The sequence below is a fragment of the Bacteriovorax sp. As-1 genome (assembly GCF_058446905.1).
Window position 1 is genome coordinate 2,344,602 of sequence record NZ_CP184341.1, and the last position, 17,756, is coordinate 2,362,357.

Below are 17,756 nucleotides of genomic sequence, written 5' to 3' on the forward strand. Positions count from 1 at the left end.
TTATGGCCATTAAAATTTCACAGGGCTTAAAACAGTCTCAGAACCTGGCGATGACACCCCAGCTTCAGCAGGCAATCAAACTCTTAACCCTCACACACTTGGAAATGACCAATGTGATTGCGGAAGAGATGGTTGAGAACCCAATGCTCGAAGAAGCAGGCGCCGAAGTTGATGTAGAAGCGCAAGCTGAAAGCGACAACGAAGTCAGAGAAGCAACTTCAGAAGATTTTTCTGAAGCTCCACTCATGAAAGAAAAAGATGATTTTGACTGGGACTCATATGCAGACTCATTCAATTCAAATTCATCAACTCCAAATATGGCGACATCATCAGGTGATCCTGATGAAATGCCTAGCTATGAAAACATTGTTTCAAAAGGGATGACTCTTGCTGAACACTTAGAGTGGCAACTTAAGATGGAAACTCTCTCAGATGAAGAGTGGAAACTCGCTCACCTGATCATTGGAAACATTAACGACGACGGATACCTGGACGTAAATTTCGAAGACCTGATCGCTGAAAGTGGTCTGGAGCGCGAAGATGCTTTTGATGTCCTGGAAATCATCCAGCGCTTAGACCCGGTTGGGTGTGGAGCGAGCAATTTACAAGAGTGTTTACTTGCTCAGGCAAGAATTGCTGAAGAGAGATCACCTCTTCTGGAAAAACTGATCCGCGATCACCTTGAAGATCTTCAAGGGAAAAACTTTGAAAAAATCTCAAAGGCCTTAGCGGTAACTGTTGAGCAGGTGAAGAAAACTTCACTTCTTCTTCAGAATTTTCACCCGAAACCAGGGCGCTTGGTAGCGACTCCAGACACTCATTATATTCTTCCCGATATTTATGTTGTGGAAGCTGGTGGAGAGTTTGTGGTTCAGGTTAACGACGAAGGGATTCCTCGTCTTAAAATCTCTAAGCTTTATCAGGAAATGATTAAGAAAGGTGCTGGCCATAAAACCGATGAGGCAAGTGAGTTCGTAAAGGATAAACTTCGCGCTGCTGAGTGGTTGATTAAGTCTATTCAAAATAGACAAAAAACCATTGAGAAAGTATCGAAGGCCATCGTGGCAAAACAACAGGACTTCTTTAAGAAAGGTCCAAAACACTTAAAGCCGATGGTTTTAAAAGATGTTGCCAATGAAATCGGGATGCACGAGTCGACGGTTTCAAGGGTAACGACAAACAAGTATATGCACACCCCATTAGGGACGTTTGAACTTAAATATTTCTTCAACACTGGTATTGGAGGTAAAGACGGCGGTGTTGACATTGCGAGTGAAGTACTGAAATTGAAAATTAAGGCTATCTTCGACGGAGAAAATCCAACGAAGCCGCTCTCAGACCAAAAGGTTGTGGAGATTTTGGCTAGAGAGAACCTTACAGTAGCAAGGAGAACTGTAACGAAGTACCGTGAGATGCTAGGAATCGAACCTTCATCGAAACGAAAGCAGAAAGATTGAGTTATCTGACAAAGGCGTTTTCTATTACGAACATGTTGTCTTTGCGGGGCAAAGACAAAAACGAAAAGAAGGGCATTTTATGAAAATTACTACATCATTTTTACACTTAGAACACACAGCTGCACTGGATGCAAAAATTCAAGAAGCTTCGGCAAAGCTTGAAAAATTTTTCAAGGATAAAGGAACGATGAAATGGTCGTGTTATGTAAAAAATGGTCAGCACTTTGCTGAGATTTATTATCACGCACCACACTGCGAATACCACGCAAAGGCCTTCTCTGAAAACCTTTACCACAGTATCGATTTAGCTGTGGAAAAAATTGAAAAACAAGTTTTCAAAAAGAAAGAAAAATACAACAAAATGCATCGCCAGGCATCTGATGTTGTGATTCTTGATCCAGAGTCTGCTTGGACAGACTATAACGATGATGAAGACGTAGCTTAATAATAACCCGGGTGCTTTTTAAAGTGCTCGATCATAAGTAAATATTCTTTCGGGTGAACCACGTAGTCTTTTACTGGTTCACCCGTTTTCGTTTTAGGCACTAAATCAACAAATCCACGGGTGATTTTCTTCACGGTTTCAATATTCATCACTACAAACTTATTCGTGGCGATTTTAATCGGCCTGTCGTAGTCTGCGAGGTCTTTTCCATTGAGTTTAATATCGTAAATGCGGTTGAGAAAAGGGATGCCCCATTTCCTGATTTTAAAGCTTAAATTAGGGGAGATGGCCGGGGAAAATGACGTGGAAATATAGGTATAAATCTCCATGAAATTGATCACCAGTTTAACGTCTTTAGGAGAGAGATAGAAGGATACGACATCTACACCAGGAGTTTTATTTTTATCAAAACCAATAGAAGTTGCTTCGAAAATTTCAGCGCGCGAATAAGGCGTATTTTTGTGAAAAGAAGTGCGCACTAGCCCCATTGAAGTGAAGTAGGCATCGATCTTATCATCCTTAATAGTGTCATTTAGTTCAGTGAGAATGGCGTGTGTAACCAGCTCTCCCATTGGATTGGGAATAGCACTAGAGCGGATATAACTTTTTTTAGGAGTAAAAATAATCTCAGATGGATCAGTTGTTTGCCCCATTAGTTCAAAAGACCTTTTTCTCCACTGGTCAATGCGCTTTTTCCACTCTTTATTTTCAGCAATTTTCTCAGTGATGGTGATGACGTGATTGCCAGTGGGATTGGTCATTTTCACTTTTTTAAGTTTTGTATCAAAAGTAAACTCCATCAGTCCCAGGTTTTCGCCGTATGAACCAGTTTGATTAACCGGCACTCCATTGACGATGGCGAACTCTTGTTTGTGAGTGTGCCCGGAAACAAAAACATCCAGCCCTTTTAGTTTGCTGGCCAGTTCGTGGCTTTCTTTTCCTCCTCCGTGCATTGATAAAATCACCAGGTCAACTTTCTTATCTCTTTTTAATTCGATAATGAGCTTGTTTAAATGATCGGCAAGAGCGCCCAGTTTTTGTTTTGATTGTTCATCATCAAATCCAATGAAATGGACATCGCCTCTTGTCGAGCGACTCACCAGGCATCCATCGGGTCCAAGAATTCCTAAAAAACCTACGCGCAGACTGCCCTTGGGACTTTGAAATTCTTTAACCAAATAAGGTTTTACTAGGTCGGGATTTTCCAGGTATTTCCTCAGAGGAGAATCGTGGTTGACGTAAAGATTACTGGCGACAAGCGGAGTTTTACCTGGTGTGTGCAGCATCTTTTTTAGCATGATTTCCAGCCCGTCATTAAGCGGATCGAATTCGTGATTTCCGAAGGTCAAAAGATCGTACTTGTTTTCCATAAAAAACTGATATTCTGGGAAGTCTTTTAATGAAGAAACACCAACAGCAGAAAAAATAGTTCCGGAGAAAAAATCCCCTGCATCTACACCGATGACGATTTCATCTTTTTTCCTCTCGCGCAGCTCGCTGATCACTGAAGTCAGGCGGGCAAATCCTCCGCGTCTTTCATAGGTTTCACCTGAAGGAACTTTGACCCCATCGAGATGGGAATGAAGGTCATTGGTGTGAAAGACTGTAAAGGGGATTTCCGCTGAAAAGAGTGGAAACGATAAAATGAAGAGGCCTAGGAATGTTAATTTTTTCATGTAAAAACTCTACAAAAAAAGCCTATCTTTGCCTATGGGATTTTATGGCACAGGCCTTGTAGTAAAGGATGTTATAGGAAGGGGAAATCCCCTAAATATGAGGAATGAGAAAGTGGATTTTTCTCTTTCTTAGACGGCTGTCAAAAAATGAGACACTTTATGCGTATTGCTCTTAAAACTATCTTTTTGGGAATGCTCCTTCTGGCACTGGCTGCCTGTGGGAGAAAAATAAACCCCGAAGCTGGTGGAGCCTTTGAGAGCGATTCTTTAAGTTACTTGCAGCTGGAAAATCAGTGCGCAAAAAATCAAATAGTGCAGGAGCCGGTCAGTAGAGAAATAGCCTATATGTATGCTGATTTTCAGGCGCGTTTTCCCATGGCCTTTTTCTCTATTCCCGAGCGTTTTTACGACTATAAAACACCGCTTATTATCAGTGTCGATGATATGGAAAAAAAGCTTGCGGAGCTCAAGGCAAAGGCCTTAGACGAAGCCGTGCTTAGTAAAAATCTCTCAGACCTGGCCATTGATCTCTTTTATCTTTATCAGCACAGCATGAGATATGAAGGGCAGAAATGCCAGTTCGGAATGCTAATGAAAAAACAATTCAACGACACCAGACCTTACCTGGAAATGAAAGACTATTGCCGCGAAAAAGATTGCTCGCCAAAAACTATTGATGCACTTACTGGTTCAGCGTCCCAGTTTATTCAGGAGCGAGTAGTGAAAATGTGCAGGTCTTTTGACCCGAGCAATACTAATTGCCAGGCCCAGTACAATGTCCAAAGTAAGAATAGGAAAGTTTCAACGTTGTTAAGTCATTATCAAAAACGCTTTGAAAAAGAGCGCTTCGATAAGCTTTTTGTCTTGAGAGACTCGCACCTGAAGTTTCAATGTGATCAGAATGAAGCACTGGCCGTGACAATGAACCTCAAGGTGTTAAGTAACGGATGGGATACTGAGAAACTTCGTGGAATGTTATCGTATGTCAGTCAGATGTGGACCCGTGGTTCTTTTAAATTAGCGATTGAAATAGTCGAGGAAAAGGGAAGCGATGTGATAGAAATTATCCCTACAAATGGCGGAATTTCTTACGTTCCCGATGAAGACAACACTCAGGTTTATTTGAGCCAATCTTTAGACGCAATCACGCAGAAAAAGGTGCTTGCCCACGAGTTTGGTCATGTTTTAGGTTTTCCGGATTGTTATACAGAATTTTACGAAGGTCAAAAGAGTGATCTCGTATACTATGAGATTTCTGCCGAAGACACTAACATTATGTGCTCACTAAAAAGCGGTGTGAGTGTGCCTGATAACTACCTTCAGATGCTACGAGAGAAGTCTTGCGTCTTTAACTAAAAAAGAGCGATAATTAATCTATGACTGAACACAATCACCAACATGATGAAGAAGGTGGCACGGCCACCATCACTAAAAAGAAAGTACAACTTCCTAAGAAATATAAAGTCCTGTTACACAACGACGATTATACGACTATGGAGTTCGTTATTTTTATTCTGCAAAATGTTTTTCACAAACCTCTTCCAGAAGCTGAAAGAATCATGATGGAAGTTCACAAAAAAGGAACTGGGATTTGTGGAGTCTACACCCACGAGATCGCGGAGAGTAAGGCGAGGAAAGTTGAGCGAATGGCCAAAGAGCACGCTCATCCTCTTTTATGTACGATCGAACCTGAATAAGGACGTCATTTATGAGCATTGGAAGCAATCGAAAAAGCAATCTGAGACTAGAGGCCATTATCAACTCAGCGGTCATCAAGGCCAACATTTTAAAGCATGAGTACCTCACGCTGGAAATCATGTTTAAGGCGATGTTGGAAGACGGCGAAGTGAGAAATATCCTGGAGAGCTGCGGGGTGAATCTCGCGCAGATGGAAAAAGAGCTCGATACCTTTATCGCCACTGAAGACAATTTTAGTTTGTTGTCGGAAGAAGCGATTGAAGAGCTTTCGCGCAAGCAATTCGTCGACACAGAATTAAGAGAATTGGCCCGTGAAAACGGCATCAGTTATCAACCTGAAATTTCCATGGGATTACAGCGTGTCATTCAGCGCGCCGCTATCCACGTCCAATCTTCGGGAAAAAAAGATATTTTAGGGGTGAACTTATTAGTGGCCCTTTTTAATGAGCCCGAGAGTTTTGTTTGTTACCTGCTTGAATCCCACGAAGTCGAAAAGTTTGATGTCGTCAAACTCATTGCTCATGGAGTGGACCGCTCTGTTAATACAGATTCGGGAGTGCATGAAACGATCCGCACTGAGTTGGGAGATATGCCAGAGAAAAAACAAAATGCGCTCGAAGAATACTGCACAAATTTAAATGAAGAAGTGGCCAAGGGAAGAATTGATCCGATTGTCGGACGAGAAAGTGAAATCGAGCGAGTCGCTCAGATTTTATCCCGCAGAAGAAAAAATAATCCGCTGCTTGTTGGAGAAGCGGGAGTTGGAAAAACAGCGATTGCAGAAGGTCTTGCTTACCGTATTGTTCAAGGTGATGTGCCGGAACTTTTAAAAAATGCCGTTGTTTTTAGTCTAGACCTAGCAAGTCTTCTGGCCGGAACAAAGTACCGTGGAGACTTCGAGCAGCGCCTTAAAAATGTCATGAAAGAATTAAAGACATATAATGAGGGCGGAAAAAATGAGGCCATCCTCTTTATAGATGAAATTCATACCATCATGGGTGCTGGTGCAACCAGTGGTGGATCAATGGATGCTTCCAACTTACTAAAGCCAGCATTAAGCAGTGGTGAGCTTCGTTGTATCGGCAGCACGACTTACGAGGAATACCGCAAGTTCATCGAAAAAGACTCTGCCTTCAACAGAAGACTGCAAAAAGTGGACGTGGCCGAACCTAGCCCGGAAGACACACTTAAAATTCTTCTTGGCCTAAGACAAAAGTTTGAAGATCACCACAACGTTAAATACTCAAATGCGATCATTAAGCTGATCGTTGACCTTTCAACTAAACACATTTCGGATCGCAAGAACCCGGATAAATCAATTGATGTTATTGATGAGGTCGGAGCGATGATCAGGATTCTTCCAGAATCCAAGCGCCACCAGAATATTACTAAGAAGGATGTTGAAACCGTCATCGCTATGATGGCCAAGATTCCTAAGATGTCAGTGGCCACTGATGAGCGCGATAAACTTAGAAGTCTAAAGAGTAACCTGAAGCTCCTTATCTTTGGACAAGACCAGGCCGTCGAAAAAGTGGCCGATGCTATTCTTCTTTCAAGATCAGGACTATCGAGCGACCAAAAGCCGATGGGTTCATTTCTTTTTACCGGGCCAACCGGAGTAGGGAAAACGGAGCTTGCCAAGCAGCTGGCGCGCGAACTTGGGATTCATCTCGAGCGCTTTGATATGTCGGAGTACATGGAGAAGCATTCGGTGGCAAAATTAATTGGCGCTCCTCCGGGTTATGTTGGATTTGATAATGGTGGTCAGCTTACTGATGTGATTAAAAAGCATCCGCACGCTGTTTTACTTTTAGACGAAATCGAAAAGGCCCACCCAGATATCTTCAATATCCTGCTTCAGATCATGGATCACGGAACATTGACAGATTCACAAGGCCGAGCGACGGATTTTAGGAATGTCGTCATTATTATGACATCAAATGCTGGTGCTAAAGAGATGGAGTCGGGCTCAATCGGTATCGGTAAAGGATTGGACAACCAAGCTTTCAAGCGCGATTCGGCCATTAAAAACTTTTTTACGCCAGAGTTTAGGAACCGTTTGGATGCCATTGTCCATTTCAACAAGCTTTCGGATGAGCAAGTCTTAAAAATCGTCGACAAGTTCCTTATCCAGCTTGAAACAAAGCTTGGCGAGAAGAATGTAGAGCTGATTGTTGAAGAATCGGCGCGCGCACATCTGGCAAAAGTGGGCTTTGATCCACAAATGGGTGCCAGACCTTTGGCCAGAATCATCGATCATGAGATTAAGAAGCCTCTTTCACATGAAATTCTTTTCGGAAAACTCGAAAAAGGTGGTGTGGTTGTCGTGTCGTTGGATGAAAAAGAGCAAAAAATCGTCTTCAGATTCCAGGATTAGGTTAAATTTTGCCCAATTTAGGGCCTTGCCATGAACTTTTTTTAGGTCCTCTTCATTTTTTTCAATCCCATTAAAATTTTTTTTCGGCAGACCTCAGGGTCTGCCTTCTTCATTTTTTTCAAGCCTCATGCCAATTGTGGAAAACGACTGAAATATCGATGAATAAAGCATTTCAGCGATTTCATCAGAGGGAGAAAGAGATTGGATGAAACATCGTTTGCGGCCTCTTTTATCATTTCATCACATGCTCGATGATGAAAAACTTGAAAAAAAAAATTAAAGGATTTGAAAAAAAATACGAAAAATAAAACAAAGATGTATTTTTTGTTTGCACGAAAATAAAAAAATGATTATTCTTGAAAAAAGAATAAAAACTTTTGGAGGGTTTTATGGCTGTTAAGAAAGCAACAAAGAAAGCTGCTAAGAAAGTAGCAAAGAAAGCAACTAAGAAAGCTGTAGCTAAAAAAGCTACAAAAAAAGTAGCTAAGAAAGCAACTAAAAAAGCTGCTAAAAAAGCTACTAAAAAAGCTGCTAAGAAAGCTTAATTAATTAAGTGATCTAGTTAAAAAAGGGACCTTCGGGTCCCTTTTTTATTTGTGCCGACCAAACCTTTCCCGAAATAGTCCAAAATCAGCCTCATTTTCTTCCAAATCCGTGAAAAAAGACCCCGATTCGTTTACTTCCAACCCTGATCCTGCTAAGTTTTGCGCCTAAATTCATATTCAATTTGAGCAATAAGGCTTTTTAACAGGGTAAACTTATGGCAGCAGGTCTTGGTACTAGAGGCAATGGTCCTCGCGAACAAATTTCTATTGATCCAGTTACAGGTGAAAAGACAGTCGTTATGGGAGATTTAACCTTCCCACCACGCAAAGTTTGGATGAAAACCTTTGGTTGTCAGATGAACTATCACGATTCAGACCGAATCGCAGCCCACCTTGAAGATCTAAACTTCACTAGAACAGAAGAATTAGATGAAGCCGACATGGTTTTATTCAACACATGTGCGGTAAGAGACCTTTCAAATAATAAGTTTTACTCACAACTAGGTGAGATCAAACACGCTAAAAAGAAGAAGAATGGACTAGTCGTCGGTATCGGCGGATGTGTGGCCCAAACTGAAGGAAAAGAGCTGGTGAAAAAGTATCAGCACCTGGACTTTGCTTTTGGAACAGACGTTATCGATACGATCAACGACATGGTCTTTAGAGTTTATGCCGGTGACAACAAGTTCACGATCAACTCATGGGATAGAAGCGAGAACTTTTCGATCGAAACTAAGATCCCTGTCGGTTCACCACAGGCCTTCGTAAACATCATTAAAGGCTGTAATAAGTACTGCACGTACTGTATCGTCCCTTACACTCGCGGAAAAGAAAGAAGCCGTCTAATGGCCGAAGTTGTGGCCGACGTAACAAAACTGGTGAAGTACCAGGGCATTCAAGAAGTGACTCTTTTAGGTCAGAACGTAAACTCTTACGGAAAAGAAAACGGAGAGAGTTTAGCTGAACTAATTATGGAGCTGGATAAGATCGAAGGCCTGGAGCTAATCCGTTATACAACTTCTCATCCATATGATGTAAGCGATGAACTAATCGCTGTTCACGGAAAAGCTAAAAAACTTTCAAAACACCTACACCTTCCGGTTCAATCTGGTTCGGCAACGGTTCTTGAAAGAATGCACAGAGAATATACGCCAGAGCATTACCTTGGACTTCTGGATAAACTTCGCGCAGCTCAACCAGAAATTGTCCTATCAACGGACATTATCGCCGGTTTTGTTAACGAAACTGAAGAAGAGCACCAGGAAACGATGGATCTTCTGACAAAAGCTCAGTTTGATTTCATTTACTCATACGTTTATTCGCCAAGAGCTAAGACTCGCGCGGCAAAAATGGAAGATAATCTTCCAGATGACATCAAAGGTGCACGTCTTCGCCAAATCCAGGCACACCAGTTGAACATTCAGGATAAAATCCGCCAGACAATGGTAGGGAACACTTACAGAATCCTGGTTGAAGACTTTGGAAATATGGGTGGAGTGAAGAAGTGGAAGGGGCGTACAAACTGTAATAGAATTGTCCACTTTGTACCGGTTAATGATGAAATCGATATGAAATGGCACTGGGTAGACGTAAAAGTCACGTCTGCTACATCACTTTCTTGCCAGGGAGAGCTTATTGCTGATCTCGGGAAGAGACCACCGTCGTTATTACAATAAATTATACTTATAAAAGGAGGGGAAAATCTTCCCCTCCATCTTAATCAAGATCACAAATTGGTAGAATAGAATCGAGGTGATTCTATGAAGTCTCTATTAGTCTTAATTGTTATCCTTTTTCCTCTTTCAAGTTTTGCTATCGTTAACGAAGTCGCATTTGATTTTGGGTACGATCGCCAGATTTACGGTCTGCAAAGACAGAACTCAAGTGTAAACCGCACTTATTCAGCGGCCCTTTCAACTTATATTTTTGATTATACGGCTATTGATTTAAACGCTTCGAGATCAAGCGACATCACGACAGAAAATGAACGTTACAATGTCACAACTGGAATCGATGTTGTTGGTCAGCAAAACCGCGTGACTTCTAATGTCTATGGAGTAGGGATTAAGCAGATGTTTGCTCCACGAACGGCGAGATTGATTCCCGGGATTTCTATCGGGTACGCCAAGCAGTTTTTAAATTACAATTCCGACTTAACGATTGAAGATACATCGTCAAAAGTCAGGACAAACCTGGCGGGAAGAACCACTAAACAAAGAATTGATTCAGTTTTTGGGACGTTGTCGCTTCAACTGCGAATGACTGAAAGATTGTCATTAAAAGGTTCGGTCAAGACACTATTTCCGGCCTTCGAATTAGATAAGGCCCGCGACAACGTGAAGTACGCTATTGGGTTTTCATGGGTGTTCTAAAAAAGACACTGCTTTTTTTCTCGTTACTTTCTCTTGTTTCCGGATGCGCTAAGTTTGAGTATCTGTATGAGCAGGGAATGGGGCAGATGACTCTTCTTTCTCAGGGAAAGGACAATAAAGACGTGCTTAAAAGTGTGCGCGTCCCAAAAACTCAGAAAGAAAAAATTAAAAAGATTCAGGAACTCAAAACATACTTTTATAAATACTGGGATAAAAAAGAAACCAGGATCTATTCCCAGACTACAATGCTCAAAAATAGGGCCGTCACTTATCTGGTGATTGCTTCTCCTTATCAGGAAATCAAGGCCGTTGATAACTGCTTTCCTCTGATGGGATGTTTTCCTTACCTGGGGTTTTTTAGTCAGGCCTCTGCTAAAAAATTTGCGAATGAAAAAGAGAAGGAAGACTACGTGACGTGGATTCGTCCGGTTTATGCTTATTCAACATTGGGGTATTTTACCGACACAATTCTCTCTTCGTTTTTTGAATATGATGATTATGAATTGGCCGAGCTGATTTTCCACGAACTCTACCACACTATCTTTTTTGTAAAAAATCAGGTGGATTTAAACGAGAACCTGGCCATGTATTTTTCGGAAAGAATGTTGCCTGAGTATTTCCTTTCTATCGGCCAGGCCGATTACCTGGTTTTTGAGCAAAAAAAGGTTGAAAGTGATAAGAAGATAAAGCATCTTGTCGTCCTCCTGGCCAACGAGCTGCAGACTACGTACAAAAGCCTTTTGCCAAAAACAAAAGAAGAAGCACAGCAGATCTTAAATGAATTCATGGAAGAGCGTTTTAAAGTAGAGGTTATGAAAAAGTGCCAAGCACTCGACATTCAACCCAAGGACTGTTTTCCGTTAAATCGTACGTGGAATAACGCGAGTTTTGCAGCTTTCCTAACTTATGAAAAGAAATCCAATGACCTTGAGAGTCTTCAAAAAAAACTTGGGCTCTCTCTAAAAGACTACTATAATTGGATAGTTCAAAAATATGAAGACTTCCAAAATCAAAGTGAGGAGGAGGACTTCGAAGTTTATCTATTCAAATAGGACCCTTTTATGAAACATGTCCTTTTCATTGATCCCATCGAAAAATTAAATCCCAAAAAAGACAGTTCTCTTATGCTGGCCACCACTATGAAGGCACAGGGAATGGAGGTCTATCTTCTTTTTGAAAAAGATTTTTATATTAATAATAAGGCCAAGAGTGTCTTTAAACTTTATATGTTTGAAGGAGATTTTTATGAGGATGGGGCCTACTTAAAGCATTTTGCTTTAAAAGAATCTGTTACTCTGGAAATTAATAAAGGCGATGTGATTCATATGCGCATCGATCCTCCTTTTGACACGCGCTATCTTCGTTACTTATGGATGCTTCGCTATTACAGCACTCACGGTATTAAGGTGATGAATTCGCCGGATGGAATCCTGAAATACAATGAAAAGCTTCACGCTTACACGCAAAAAGCTTCACTTGAGACTTACGTTGGCAGTAGCGTGGAAGGTTTTATGGGGTTTGTTGAGTTGATGAAAAAAGAGCATCAGGAACTAATCCTAAAGCCACTGGATCTTTATCAGGGATTTGGGGTGGAGAAGGTGAGTATTAATGAACCAAATCTTGCTGCTAAATTTGCTGATAAGGTAAAAGAAAATAACGGGGCGATTGTTGCTCAACCCTTTTGTAAAGAAGTCGTTAATGGAGAAATCCGTTCACTTTATTTTAAGGGGCGTGAGTTAGGATCAATTTTAAAAGTTCCAAAAAAAGGAGAGTTCCTGGCCAATATTGCTCAGGGGGCTGCTTTTCATGCAATTGAGCTGACGCCGTCGGTGAAAAAAGAATGCGACCGCATTTGTGCTGAACTTGTAGAAGAGGGTGTAGATTGGGTGGCCTTTGATATCATGGGAGACAATGTCTCTGAGATCAATATCACTTGCCCGGGTCTTTTAGTGGAAGTGAGTTTTGCCCACAAAAAGAACCTGGCGCTAGATATTATTAAAGCGCTTTAGCCTTTTTTCCCGTTAAGCATAATCACCAGGTCATCAACGATTTTTCCCAGGGATTCAGACTGATCATTAAGTCGTGCTGACATTTGCAGCGATTCCTGGGCGACTTGTTCACTCTTGTTGGCCACATCATTGAGTTGAAGCATTGATTTATTCACTTCTTCAATCCCTTTACTTTGCTCTTGAGTTCCCGCATTGATTTCTTCCAGGATATTGCAAATATTTTCCGATTCAGAGCTGATCTGATCAAAAATCACGTTACAATTTTCAGCGTTTTTATTTCCTTCTTCGATTGTATGGCGACCGCTTTCAACGATCCCTACCATCGACGTCTGGGATTTTTTAACAATGTCGTTAACACGCGAAACACTCGTCCCTAAAAGAGAAGAGATTTCATTGGCCGCCTGACCGCTCATGATGGCCAGGTTTCCGATTTCTTCCGCTACAACCGCAAACCCTTTACCGTGTTCTCCGGCGCGGGCCGCTTCTACTGAAGCGTTAAAAGAAAGGAGTTTTGTTTGAAACACGATATCGTTAATAACTTTCGTCTTTTCATCAATATTTTGAATAACGTTGACCACTTCAGCGAACTCTTTGTCGTTTTTAGTGATCTGTTCGACCATTTGTTTGTTTGAAAGGCTGATCTGATTGATGGAAGAGAGCATCTGAGAGATGGCCTCTTTTCCTTCAGTGATTTTGACCTGGCTGTCTTTGGCATTTTTGGTTGAGATCTGGACATTGTTGCGGTTAATGTCTGTCATTTGCGAGATTTCCTGAACGGCCTGAGAAGTCGCTTGGATTGTCGCATTTTGCTCTGTTGATGATTCAGATAAAAAGTCGCTGGTTGTCGCGACTTTAGCAGATGTTTCATTGAGAGTGACTGTGCTTAAGCTTAGTTGCTCTGAAATTTGTTTTAAGACCTGGACAAGCCCCCTGCGGAAACTTAATCCTCCAATAATGATCACAAGAATCATTAAAACACTTGAAGCGATTACAGAGTACTTTAGCTTTACTGCCTGGGCCTCTGATTCCTGGATAAAGGTTTGAGTTTTTTGCCTTACACCATCACCTTGAGTTTCCAATTCTTGCAGTGTCTGCAGATAGAGTGGGCTGACATCGCCGATAAAATACTCTATAGCTTCTGATGTTTTTCCTAGAAGAATCAACTTGTCTACCAGGTGATTTACTTTTTCTTCGTAACTTTTATCAATCTCAGAAACTTTCTGGCAGTCAAATTTACACTCTTGGATATCTTTTTGAACTTCTTTCATTTTATCTTTAAGCTTGGCAATACCTGCTTCAAGATTATCCGGGTCCTTTTCTGTAATAAGAGGAGAAATCCCAGACTGAATAGAGGAGATGTCAATTGAAAGTGCAATAATGCTGTTGCTTGAAGCGGCACTTTCCTGAGAGGCCTTAAGTAGGCTTCCCATGTTTTTCTGAATACTCGTCACAGTGAAGAGAGAGGACAAGAAGCTGATGACCACGACCCCAAAGATCACGGTTAGAAGGTATTTTTGTAATCCTAGTTTCTTTAACATTTATTCTCTCTCTTCTCTGTAATAACGAATTATTTTAATTTTGTAATTGAGTAACCAACTGTCATTGAACCGATGGCCTTTCCACCATCCATTACTGGAACAGCAACTTGAATAGACTTAAGTCCTGTCGACTCATCCATTTCAATTGACCCTTGCCATGTTTTCCCTGCCATTGGATCATCGTGTTTTGGTTTTCCTTTGTGTGACCAGTTTGATGTCTTAGAAAGGAAAGCGACTTTTGTTCCGTCTGCAGCGTTAACAAAAATTTCAGTCATCATGTCGTTCTTTTTTGATTTTAAGAATTCACCAGCTGGGTTCTTAGAGAAATAACGAACCTTTGGGTCAAGAACTGGAAGATCCTTCCACTTGTCTTGAGTCATATCTTTGTAATCAGCAAGTGCTGTAGCATTAACTGCTTTTACTGCGTCTACAATTTTCGGGTCGTTTGCCAGCTTCTTCATTTCTTCAACTTGCTTGTTAAGAGCAGTTGTTTGTTCAGGTGTTAGTGCTTCGGCAAATGCACTAGACATAAGAAGAGTAGACAACATTAAGCTCAGAAAAAATTTCATGTGTGCTCCTATGGATTGAGATTAAATGTGTGCTTATCTATCGAATCGTATACGGAAAAACTGTTGAGTTTTAGGGCGAAAAAAGCAATATGAAGAAAAAATTAAGTTGTTAGGTAAACGTAGGGTCAATAGTTTTATTTTAATTTGAATTTTGCTTAGGTGAAAAAAAGGCAAAAAAAAGGAGAGGTGAACCTCTCCTTTTAATTTTTTTAAATGTCTTACAGCGTAGCGTATTCGATTTTTAAGCCTACACATTCTGTTGGCCCGCCAGAGTTATAAGGAATGTCGGAGTATGGACAGTATAATTTCCCACTAGAAGCCGTACATCTATGATCTGTTAGGACTTCAACCACTTCAAGAATGAATGGACTACTACTTCCATTTGGAACAGAAAATTCACCTACTGATGAATAAGCACTCGTAGAAGCGTCAGCGACTAGAGTTACTGTTTCTCCAAGGCTTGATCCTTGTTTTCTAAGCATCAGCTTAACCTGCATTTTTGTAAAACTATTAGTTGTAAAAGTAGAGCAGGACTTATTTGTTTCTGTATGTGTTGGGTTCGCTAGCGCTGTTCCCCCAGTGACTCTAAAACCTTTAATTCTGACTGCAAATTTTGCATCGGCCTTGAATGAGTCAGGGTCAATGTAAGAAGGAAGATTGTTAGCAGATGACCAGTATAGACTATTGGTCCCTGGCCCTTTGATAACTAAATCCGGCAGACCTGTTTTAAAAGTATAAGAAGTCGAGGTTGATCCATTAGTCGTTGAACCGCTACTGCTTGAACTATTTGAGTAATAGTTATTTGTCACAGATTTCCCTGTTGTCTTCTGCCCACATCCGGTAAGTGCTGCGACCGAAAGGAGTAATACAAGGAAGGACATCTTTTTCATATTCGTCATAAAAAACCCTGGGTTTTTAAGTTTCTCCATTGTCTATTCGACTGGTTTGGTAAATTTCTTGAAAATTATATAAATCTTGGGCCAAAACTACCTTTCATTTGTCTTAAGTTACTGATTCTACATCGGGCGCCTAGTTGTAAACAATTTGGGGGAGGGGTAGAATAGAGGGACTCCCAAACCTATGGATGGTTTTGGCATAAGAATCAAGATGAAAACTTTAGACCTAGAAAAATACATTCAAAATTTAAGCACTGACCTCTACAGCTTCGCTTTTATTTTAATCCCCGACGACCTTCAGGCCACACAGCTGATGATTGATTCAGTGAGTGCTTTTATGATTCAAAAAAAGGATCTGATTGAAAGCCTGACTAAAAAAGGTGAGTCGCACCTGCTGGCCAATACCGAAGATATCAAGATTCAGCTTTATAAGCTCATGTATGAGATGTCGAAAAAACGCTATCACCAGCTGCGCATGAGCTTCAAGAATGTAGAAGACAACTCTGGCTTTTTTGCCCTGGAGTTTGATGATAAAGCGGTTCTGTTCTTACAGGAGAGAACTGATTTTTCTATGGATATTATGGAATTCATCCTCGGGAAAACCAAAACGGAAGTTCTCGCTCACTTATATTCGGCCCGTATCGCTATGGTCTCAGAATTGACTTCGGCGCAAACGGCGTTCGTTCAAGGCCCACGAGGCCACAACTAAGGATCATTGATTGGATAGTAGTAGGCGCAACGTAATTGTATCAGCACCATTTTTAAGACCTGCAAGTGACAACTGTATTCATACAAAAAATGTTTTCTCTCTTTTGGATTTAACAGAAGAGGAGGAGAGTTTTCATAAGATCAAAAAGCACTTGGACACTTGTCCGGTGTGCGAAAGTGCTTTTAGAAAATTCGAGCAAAAAAGCCTTGAAACCAAAGTGTTCATTCCGAAGCCGCAAATTGATTCGGAAACAAAAATGGTTTTTGAGAGTGAAGTGCACGAGCTTTTTAAGACATTTGATCTCAATGAAAAAACTCGTCTGAGAAAAAAGATCAAATCTAACTTCAAAAAAATCGACATGGCCGGATTAGATTTTGTTAGAAATCTGGGCTCAAAAAACATGATAAAGACCTACGCTTTAGGCGCAGTACTTTTTGTTATCCTGAGACAATTTTTTAATTAATATTGATCTGGTAAAAAATGGAAAATTTCTTTCCTTTCTTATAACTTTTGGGAGGGTTGGGAAGGTTGAGTTGTTTTAGGGTTTCTTCAAAAAAGTAATGAAGGTCATCGTTGGTTGAAGATTTAAGAATCTTCACCACCATAATGTTTCCTTCCTCATCGTAATCGACTTTTCCCAGTAGAAAATCTTTTTTATCAAAAGCGCGCATGATGCCCGGACGCTCAAGAGCGACCTTGTCAAAAGTGGCTTCGATTTTTGAAGCGTAGGATGTGTACATTCTTACGTAGAAACTGTAGTTGGCCTTTTCATCTGAGTTGAGTTCGTCTTCTGAAATTCCTTCAGGACGCTCTGATCTGATTTCCAGGTTGGAAATTCTCTGTGTTGGTCTATTTGGTGGAGGAGTGTAATTTCTGGCAGCCTCCCTTTTAATGATTTCCTGCTCATTTGATTTAGGAATAGAAGACTGCTTTTTTGGGTTGAAGTAAAAGTGATTTCCGCTGTCGTTGACAGAAGGAGCAGGGGCCTTGATCAGGTCACTTGCTGAAAAACTTGGTTTCTGATTTCCTGAAGGTTTAGGTCCAGGGAGATCGGGAGCAAGGTTGGCCATTGAGAGCTGATTTTGAGGAGCACCAGGAGCTCCTCGCGTTGGCTTTGTTGGTACTTGCGGGGTAGGAGGGGCCTGTCTTTGGGGTTTCGTTTGAAAAGAAAGATCAGGTTGGTAGTCTTTTTTCTTACCATTTTTGACGCCCACTCTTCTAAAGGGTTCGACCTCTTCAGGTTTCATAATCTTAATTTGATCAAGTCTCAGTGGAGTCTTTAAGTTTTTTGTCGTTTGCGAAAGCTGATTTAAGAACTCAATATTTTGTAGATCACCTTTTATAAAGGCAAGAATTGCCGCATGCAGGACGATAGCGGCGAGAAAAGAGAAGAGATATTTGGACTTTGAATCCTTATTCCTGATCATTTCGATATCTTACAACTTCTCCCTAGGAAAACACAGGT

Annotated in this window: 17 protein-coding genes; 12 read left to right on the top strand and 5 right to left on the bottom strand. The window is 41.0% G+C overall.

Annotated elements, in window-relative coordinates:
* Nucleotides 1-2 precede the first annotated feature (2 nt).
* Entirely contained in the window at nt 3-1,457 is a 1,455-nt protein-coding gene (gene rpoN / locus ACN20O_RS11750) for an RNA polymerase factor sigma-54 (protein WP_491634119.1), read from the top strand.
* Nucleotides 1,458-1,536: 79 nt separating this feature from the next.
* Nucleotides 1,537-1,902, top strand: coding sequence for a ribosome hibernation-promoting factor, HPF/YfiA family (hpf, locus tag ACN20O_RS11755; RefSeq protein ID WP_491634120.1), 366 nt, complete (start codon nt 1,537-1,539; stop codon nt 1,900-1,902).
* Here hpf and ACN20O_RS11760 read toward each other — a convergent pair.
* Nucleotides 1,899-3,578, bottom strand: a complete 1,680-nt coding sequence (locus ACN20O_RS11760) for a bifunctional metallophosphatase/5'-nucleotidase (protein ID WP_491634121.1) — start codon at nt 3,576-3,578, stop codon at nt 1,899-1,901. The genes hpf and ACN20O_RS11760 overlap by 4 nt on opposite strands.
* A 159-nt stretch (nt 3,579-3,737) precedes the next feature.
* Here ACN20O_RS11760 and ACN20O_RS11765 point away from each other — a divergent pair, with 159 nt between their 5' ends.
* The 8 genes from ACN20O_RS11765 to ACN20O_RS11800 all read left to right on the top strand — a co-directional run bounded on the left by ACN20O_RS11765 (nt 3,738) and on the right by ACN20O_RS11800 (nt 12,579).
* On the top strand, nt 3,738-4,934 hold the full coding sequence (locus ACN20O_RS11765) for a hypothetical protein (protein ID WP_491634122.1): 1,197 nt from the start codon (nt 3,738-3,740) through the stop codon (nt 4,932-4,934).
* Between the two features lie 20 nt (nt 4,935-4,954).
* Nucleotides 4,955-5,275: an ATP-dependent Clp protease adapter ClpS gene (gene clpS / locus ACN20O_RS11770; RefSeq protein WP_491634123.1), complete on the top strand. Its 321-nt coding sequence runs from the start codon at nt 4,955-4,957 to the stop codon at nt 5,273-5,275.
* Nucleotides 5,276-5,286: 11 nt separating this feature from the next.
* Nucleotides 5,287-7,653 (top strand): ATP-dependent Clp protease ATP-binding subunit ClpA, encoded by a 2,367-nt coding sequence (gene clpA, locus ACN20O_RS11775; RefSeq protein WP_491634124.1) that lies wholly within the window; start codon nt 5,287-5,289, stop codon nt 7,651-7,653.
* Between the two features lie 389 nt (nt 7,654-8,042).
* Nucleotides 8,043-8,198, top strand: coding sequence for a hypothetical protein (locus ACN20O_RS11780; RefSeq protein ID WP_158649552.1), 156 nt, complete (start codon nt 8,043-8,045; stop codon nt 8,196-8,198).
* A 215-nt stretch (nt 8,199-8,413) separates the two neighbouring features.
* Complete coding sequence (miaB, locus tag ACN20O_RS11785) at nt 8,414-9,874, top strand: tRNA (N6-isopentenyl adenosine(37)-C2)-methylthiotransferase MiaB (protein WP_491634125.1); 1,461 nt, start codon at nt 8,414-8,416, stop codon at nt 9,872-9,874.
* 84 nt (nt 9,875-9,958) lie between these two features.
* Nucleotides 9,959-10,570 (top strand): hypothetical protein, encoded by a 612-nt coding sequence (locus tag ACN20O_RS11790; RefSeq protein WP_491634126.1) that lies wholly within the window; start codon nt 9,959-9,961, stop codon nt 10,568-10,570.
* Nucleotides 10,558-11,622: an aminopeptidase gene (locus tag ACN20O_RS11795; RefSeq protein WP_491634127.1), complete on the top strand. Its 1,065-nt coding sequence runs from the start codon at nt 10,558-10,560 to the stop codon at nt 11,620-11,622. Before ACN20O_RS11790 ends, ACN20O_RS11795 begins: the two co-directional genes overlap by 13 nt.
* Nucleotides 11,623-11,631: 9 nt before the next feature.
* Entirely contained in the window at nt 11,632-12,579 is a 948-nt protein-coding gene (locus ACN20O_RS11800) for an ATP-grasp domain-containing protein (RefSeq protein WP_491634128.1), read from the top strand.
* On the opposite strand, the gene ACN20O_RS11805 is transcribed toward ACN20O_RS11800, so the two are convergent.
* From ACN20O_RS11805 to ACN20O_RS11815, 3 genes are all read right to left on the bottom strand, one after another.
* Complete coding sequence (locus ACN20O_RS11805; RefSeq protein WP_491634129.1) at nt 12,576-14,117, bottom strand: methyl-accepting chemotaxis protein; 1,542 nt, start codon at nt 14,115-14,117, stop codon at nt 12,576-12,578. The genes ACN20O_RS11800 and ACN20O_RS11805 overlap by 4 nt on opposite strands.
* A 29-nt stretch (nt 14,118-14,146) precedes the next feature.
* Nucleotides 14,147-14,686, bottom strand: coding sequence for a hypothetical protein (locus ACN20O_RS11810; RefSeq protein ID WP_491634130.1), 540 nt, complete (start codon nt 14,684-14,686; stop codon nt 14,147-14,149).
* Between the two features lie 218 nt (nt 14,687-14,904).
* A complete protein-coding gene (locus ACN20O_RS11815) occupies nt 14,905-15,585 on the bottom strand; it encodes a hypothetical protein (RefSeq protein WP_491634131.1) in 681 nt (226 codons plus the stop codon).
* 208 nt (nt 15,586-15,793) lie between these two features.
* Between ACN20O_RS11815 and ACN20O_RS11820 the strand changes: the two genes are divergently transcribed.
* On the top strand, nt 15,794-16,291 hold the full coding sequence (locus tag ACN20O_RS11820; protein ID WP_491634132.1) for a hypothetical protein: 498 nt from the start codon (nt 15,794-15,796) through the stop codon (nt 16,289-16,291).
* 10 nt (nt 16,292-16,301) lie between these two features.
* On the top strand, nt 16,302-16,754 hold the full coding sequence (locus tag ACN20O_RS11825; protein ID WP_491634133.1) for a hypothetical protein: 453 nt from the start codon (nt 16,302-16,304) through the stop codon (nt 16,752-16,754).
* Here the strand turns inward: ACN20O_RS11825 and ACN20O_RS11830 are convergent.
* Nucleotides 16,747-17,718, bottom strand: coding sequence for a hypothetical protein (locus tag ACN20O_RS11830; RefSeq protein WP_491634134.1), 972 nt, complete (start codon nt 17,716-17,718; stop codon nt 16,747-16,749). The two genes, ACN20O_RS11825 and ACN20O_RS11830, sit on opposite strands and share 8 nt — an antisense overlap.
* Nucleotides 17,719-17,756: the final 38 nt, after the last annotated feature.

What these genes read in the sequence shown, in the direction of transcription:
- ACN20O_RS11815 (WP_491634131.1), bottom strand. Translation starts at nt 15,585, where the DNA reads ATGACGAATATGAAAAAGATGTCCTTCCTTGTATTACTCCTTTCGGTC.
- ACN20O_RS11790 (WP_491634126.1), top strand. Translation starts at nt 9,959, where the DNA reads ATGAAGTCTCTATTAGTCTTAATTGTTATCCTTTTTCCTCTTTCAAGT.
- ACN20O_RS11805 (WP_491634129.1), bottom strand. Translation starts at nt 14,117, where the DNA reads ATGTTAAAGAAACTAGGATTACAAAAATACCTTCTAACCGTGATCTTT.
- ACN20O_RS11800 (WP_491634128.1), top strand. Translation starts at nt 11,632, where the DNA reads ATGAAACATGTCCTTTTCATTGATCCCATCGAAAAATTAAATCCCAAA.
- ACN20O_RS11780 (WP_158649552.1), top strand. Translation starts at nt 8,043, where the DNA reads ATGGCTGTTAAGAAAGCAACAAAGAAAGCTGCTAAGAAAGTAGCAAAG.
- ACN20O_RS11820 (WP_491634132.1), top strand. Translation starts at nt 15,794, where the DNA reads ATGAAAACTTTAGACCTAGAAAAATACATTCAAAATTTAAGCACTGAC.
- miaB (WP_491634125.1), top strand. Translation starts at nt 8,414, where the DNA reads ATGGCAGCAGGTCTTGGTACTAGAGGCAATGGTCCTCGCGAACAAATT.
- hpf (WP_491634120.1), top strand. Translation starts at nt 1,537, where the DNA reads ATGAAAATTACTACATCATTTTTACACTTAGAACACACAGCTGCACTG.
- ACN20O_RS11830 (WP_491634134.1), bottom strand. Translation starts at nt 17,718, where the DNA reads ATGATCAGGAATAAGGATTCAAAGTCCAAATATCTCTTCTCTTTTCTC.
- clpA (WP_491634124.1), top strand. Translation starts at nt 5,287, where the DNA reads ATGAGCATTGGAAGCAATCGAAAAAGCAATCTGAGACTAGAGGCCATT.
- ACN20O_RS11810 (WP_491634130.1), bottom strand. Translation starts at nt 14,686, where the DNA reads ATGAAATTTTTTCTGAGCTTAATGTTGTCTACTCTTCTTATGTCTAGT.
- ACN20O_RS11760 (WP_491634121.1), bottom strand. Translation starts at nt 3,578, where the DNA reads ATGAAAAAATTAACATTCCTAGGCCTCTTCATTTTATCGTTTCCACTC.
- ACN20O_RS11765 (WP_491634122.1), top strand. Translation starts at nt 3,738, where the DNA reads ATGCGTATTGCTCTTAAAACTATCTTTTTGGGAATGCTCCTTCTGGCA.
- rpoN (WP_491634119.1), top strand. Translation starts at nt 3, where the DNA reads ATGGCCATTAAAATTTCACAGGGCTTAAAACAGTCTCAGAACCTGGCG.
- ACN20O_RS11795 (WP_491634127.1), top strand. Translation starts at nt 10,558, where the DNA reads ATGGGTGTTCTAAAAAAGACACTGCTTTTTTTCTCGTTACTTTCTCTT.
- clpS (WP_491634123.1), top strand. Translation starts at nt 4,955, where the DNA reads ATGACTGAACACAATCACCAACATGATGAAGAAGGTGGCACGGCCACC.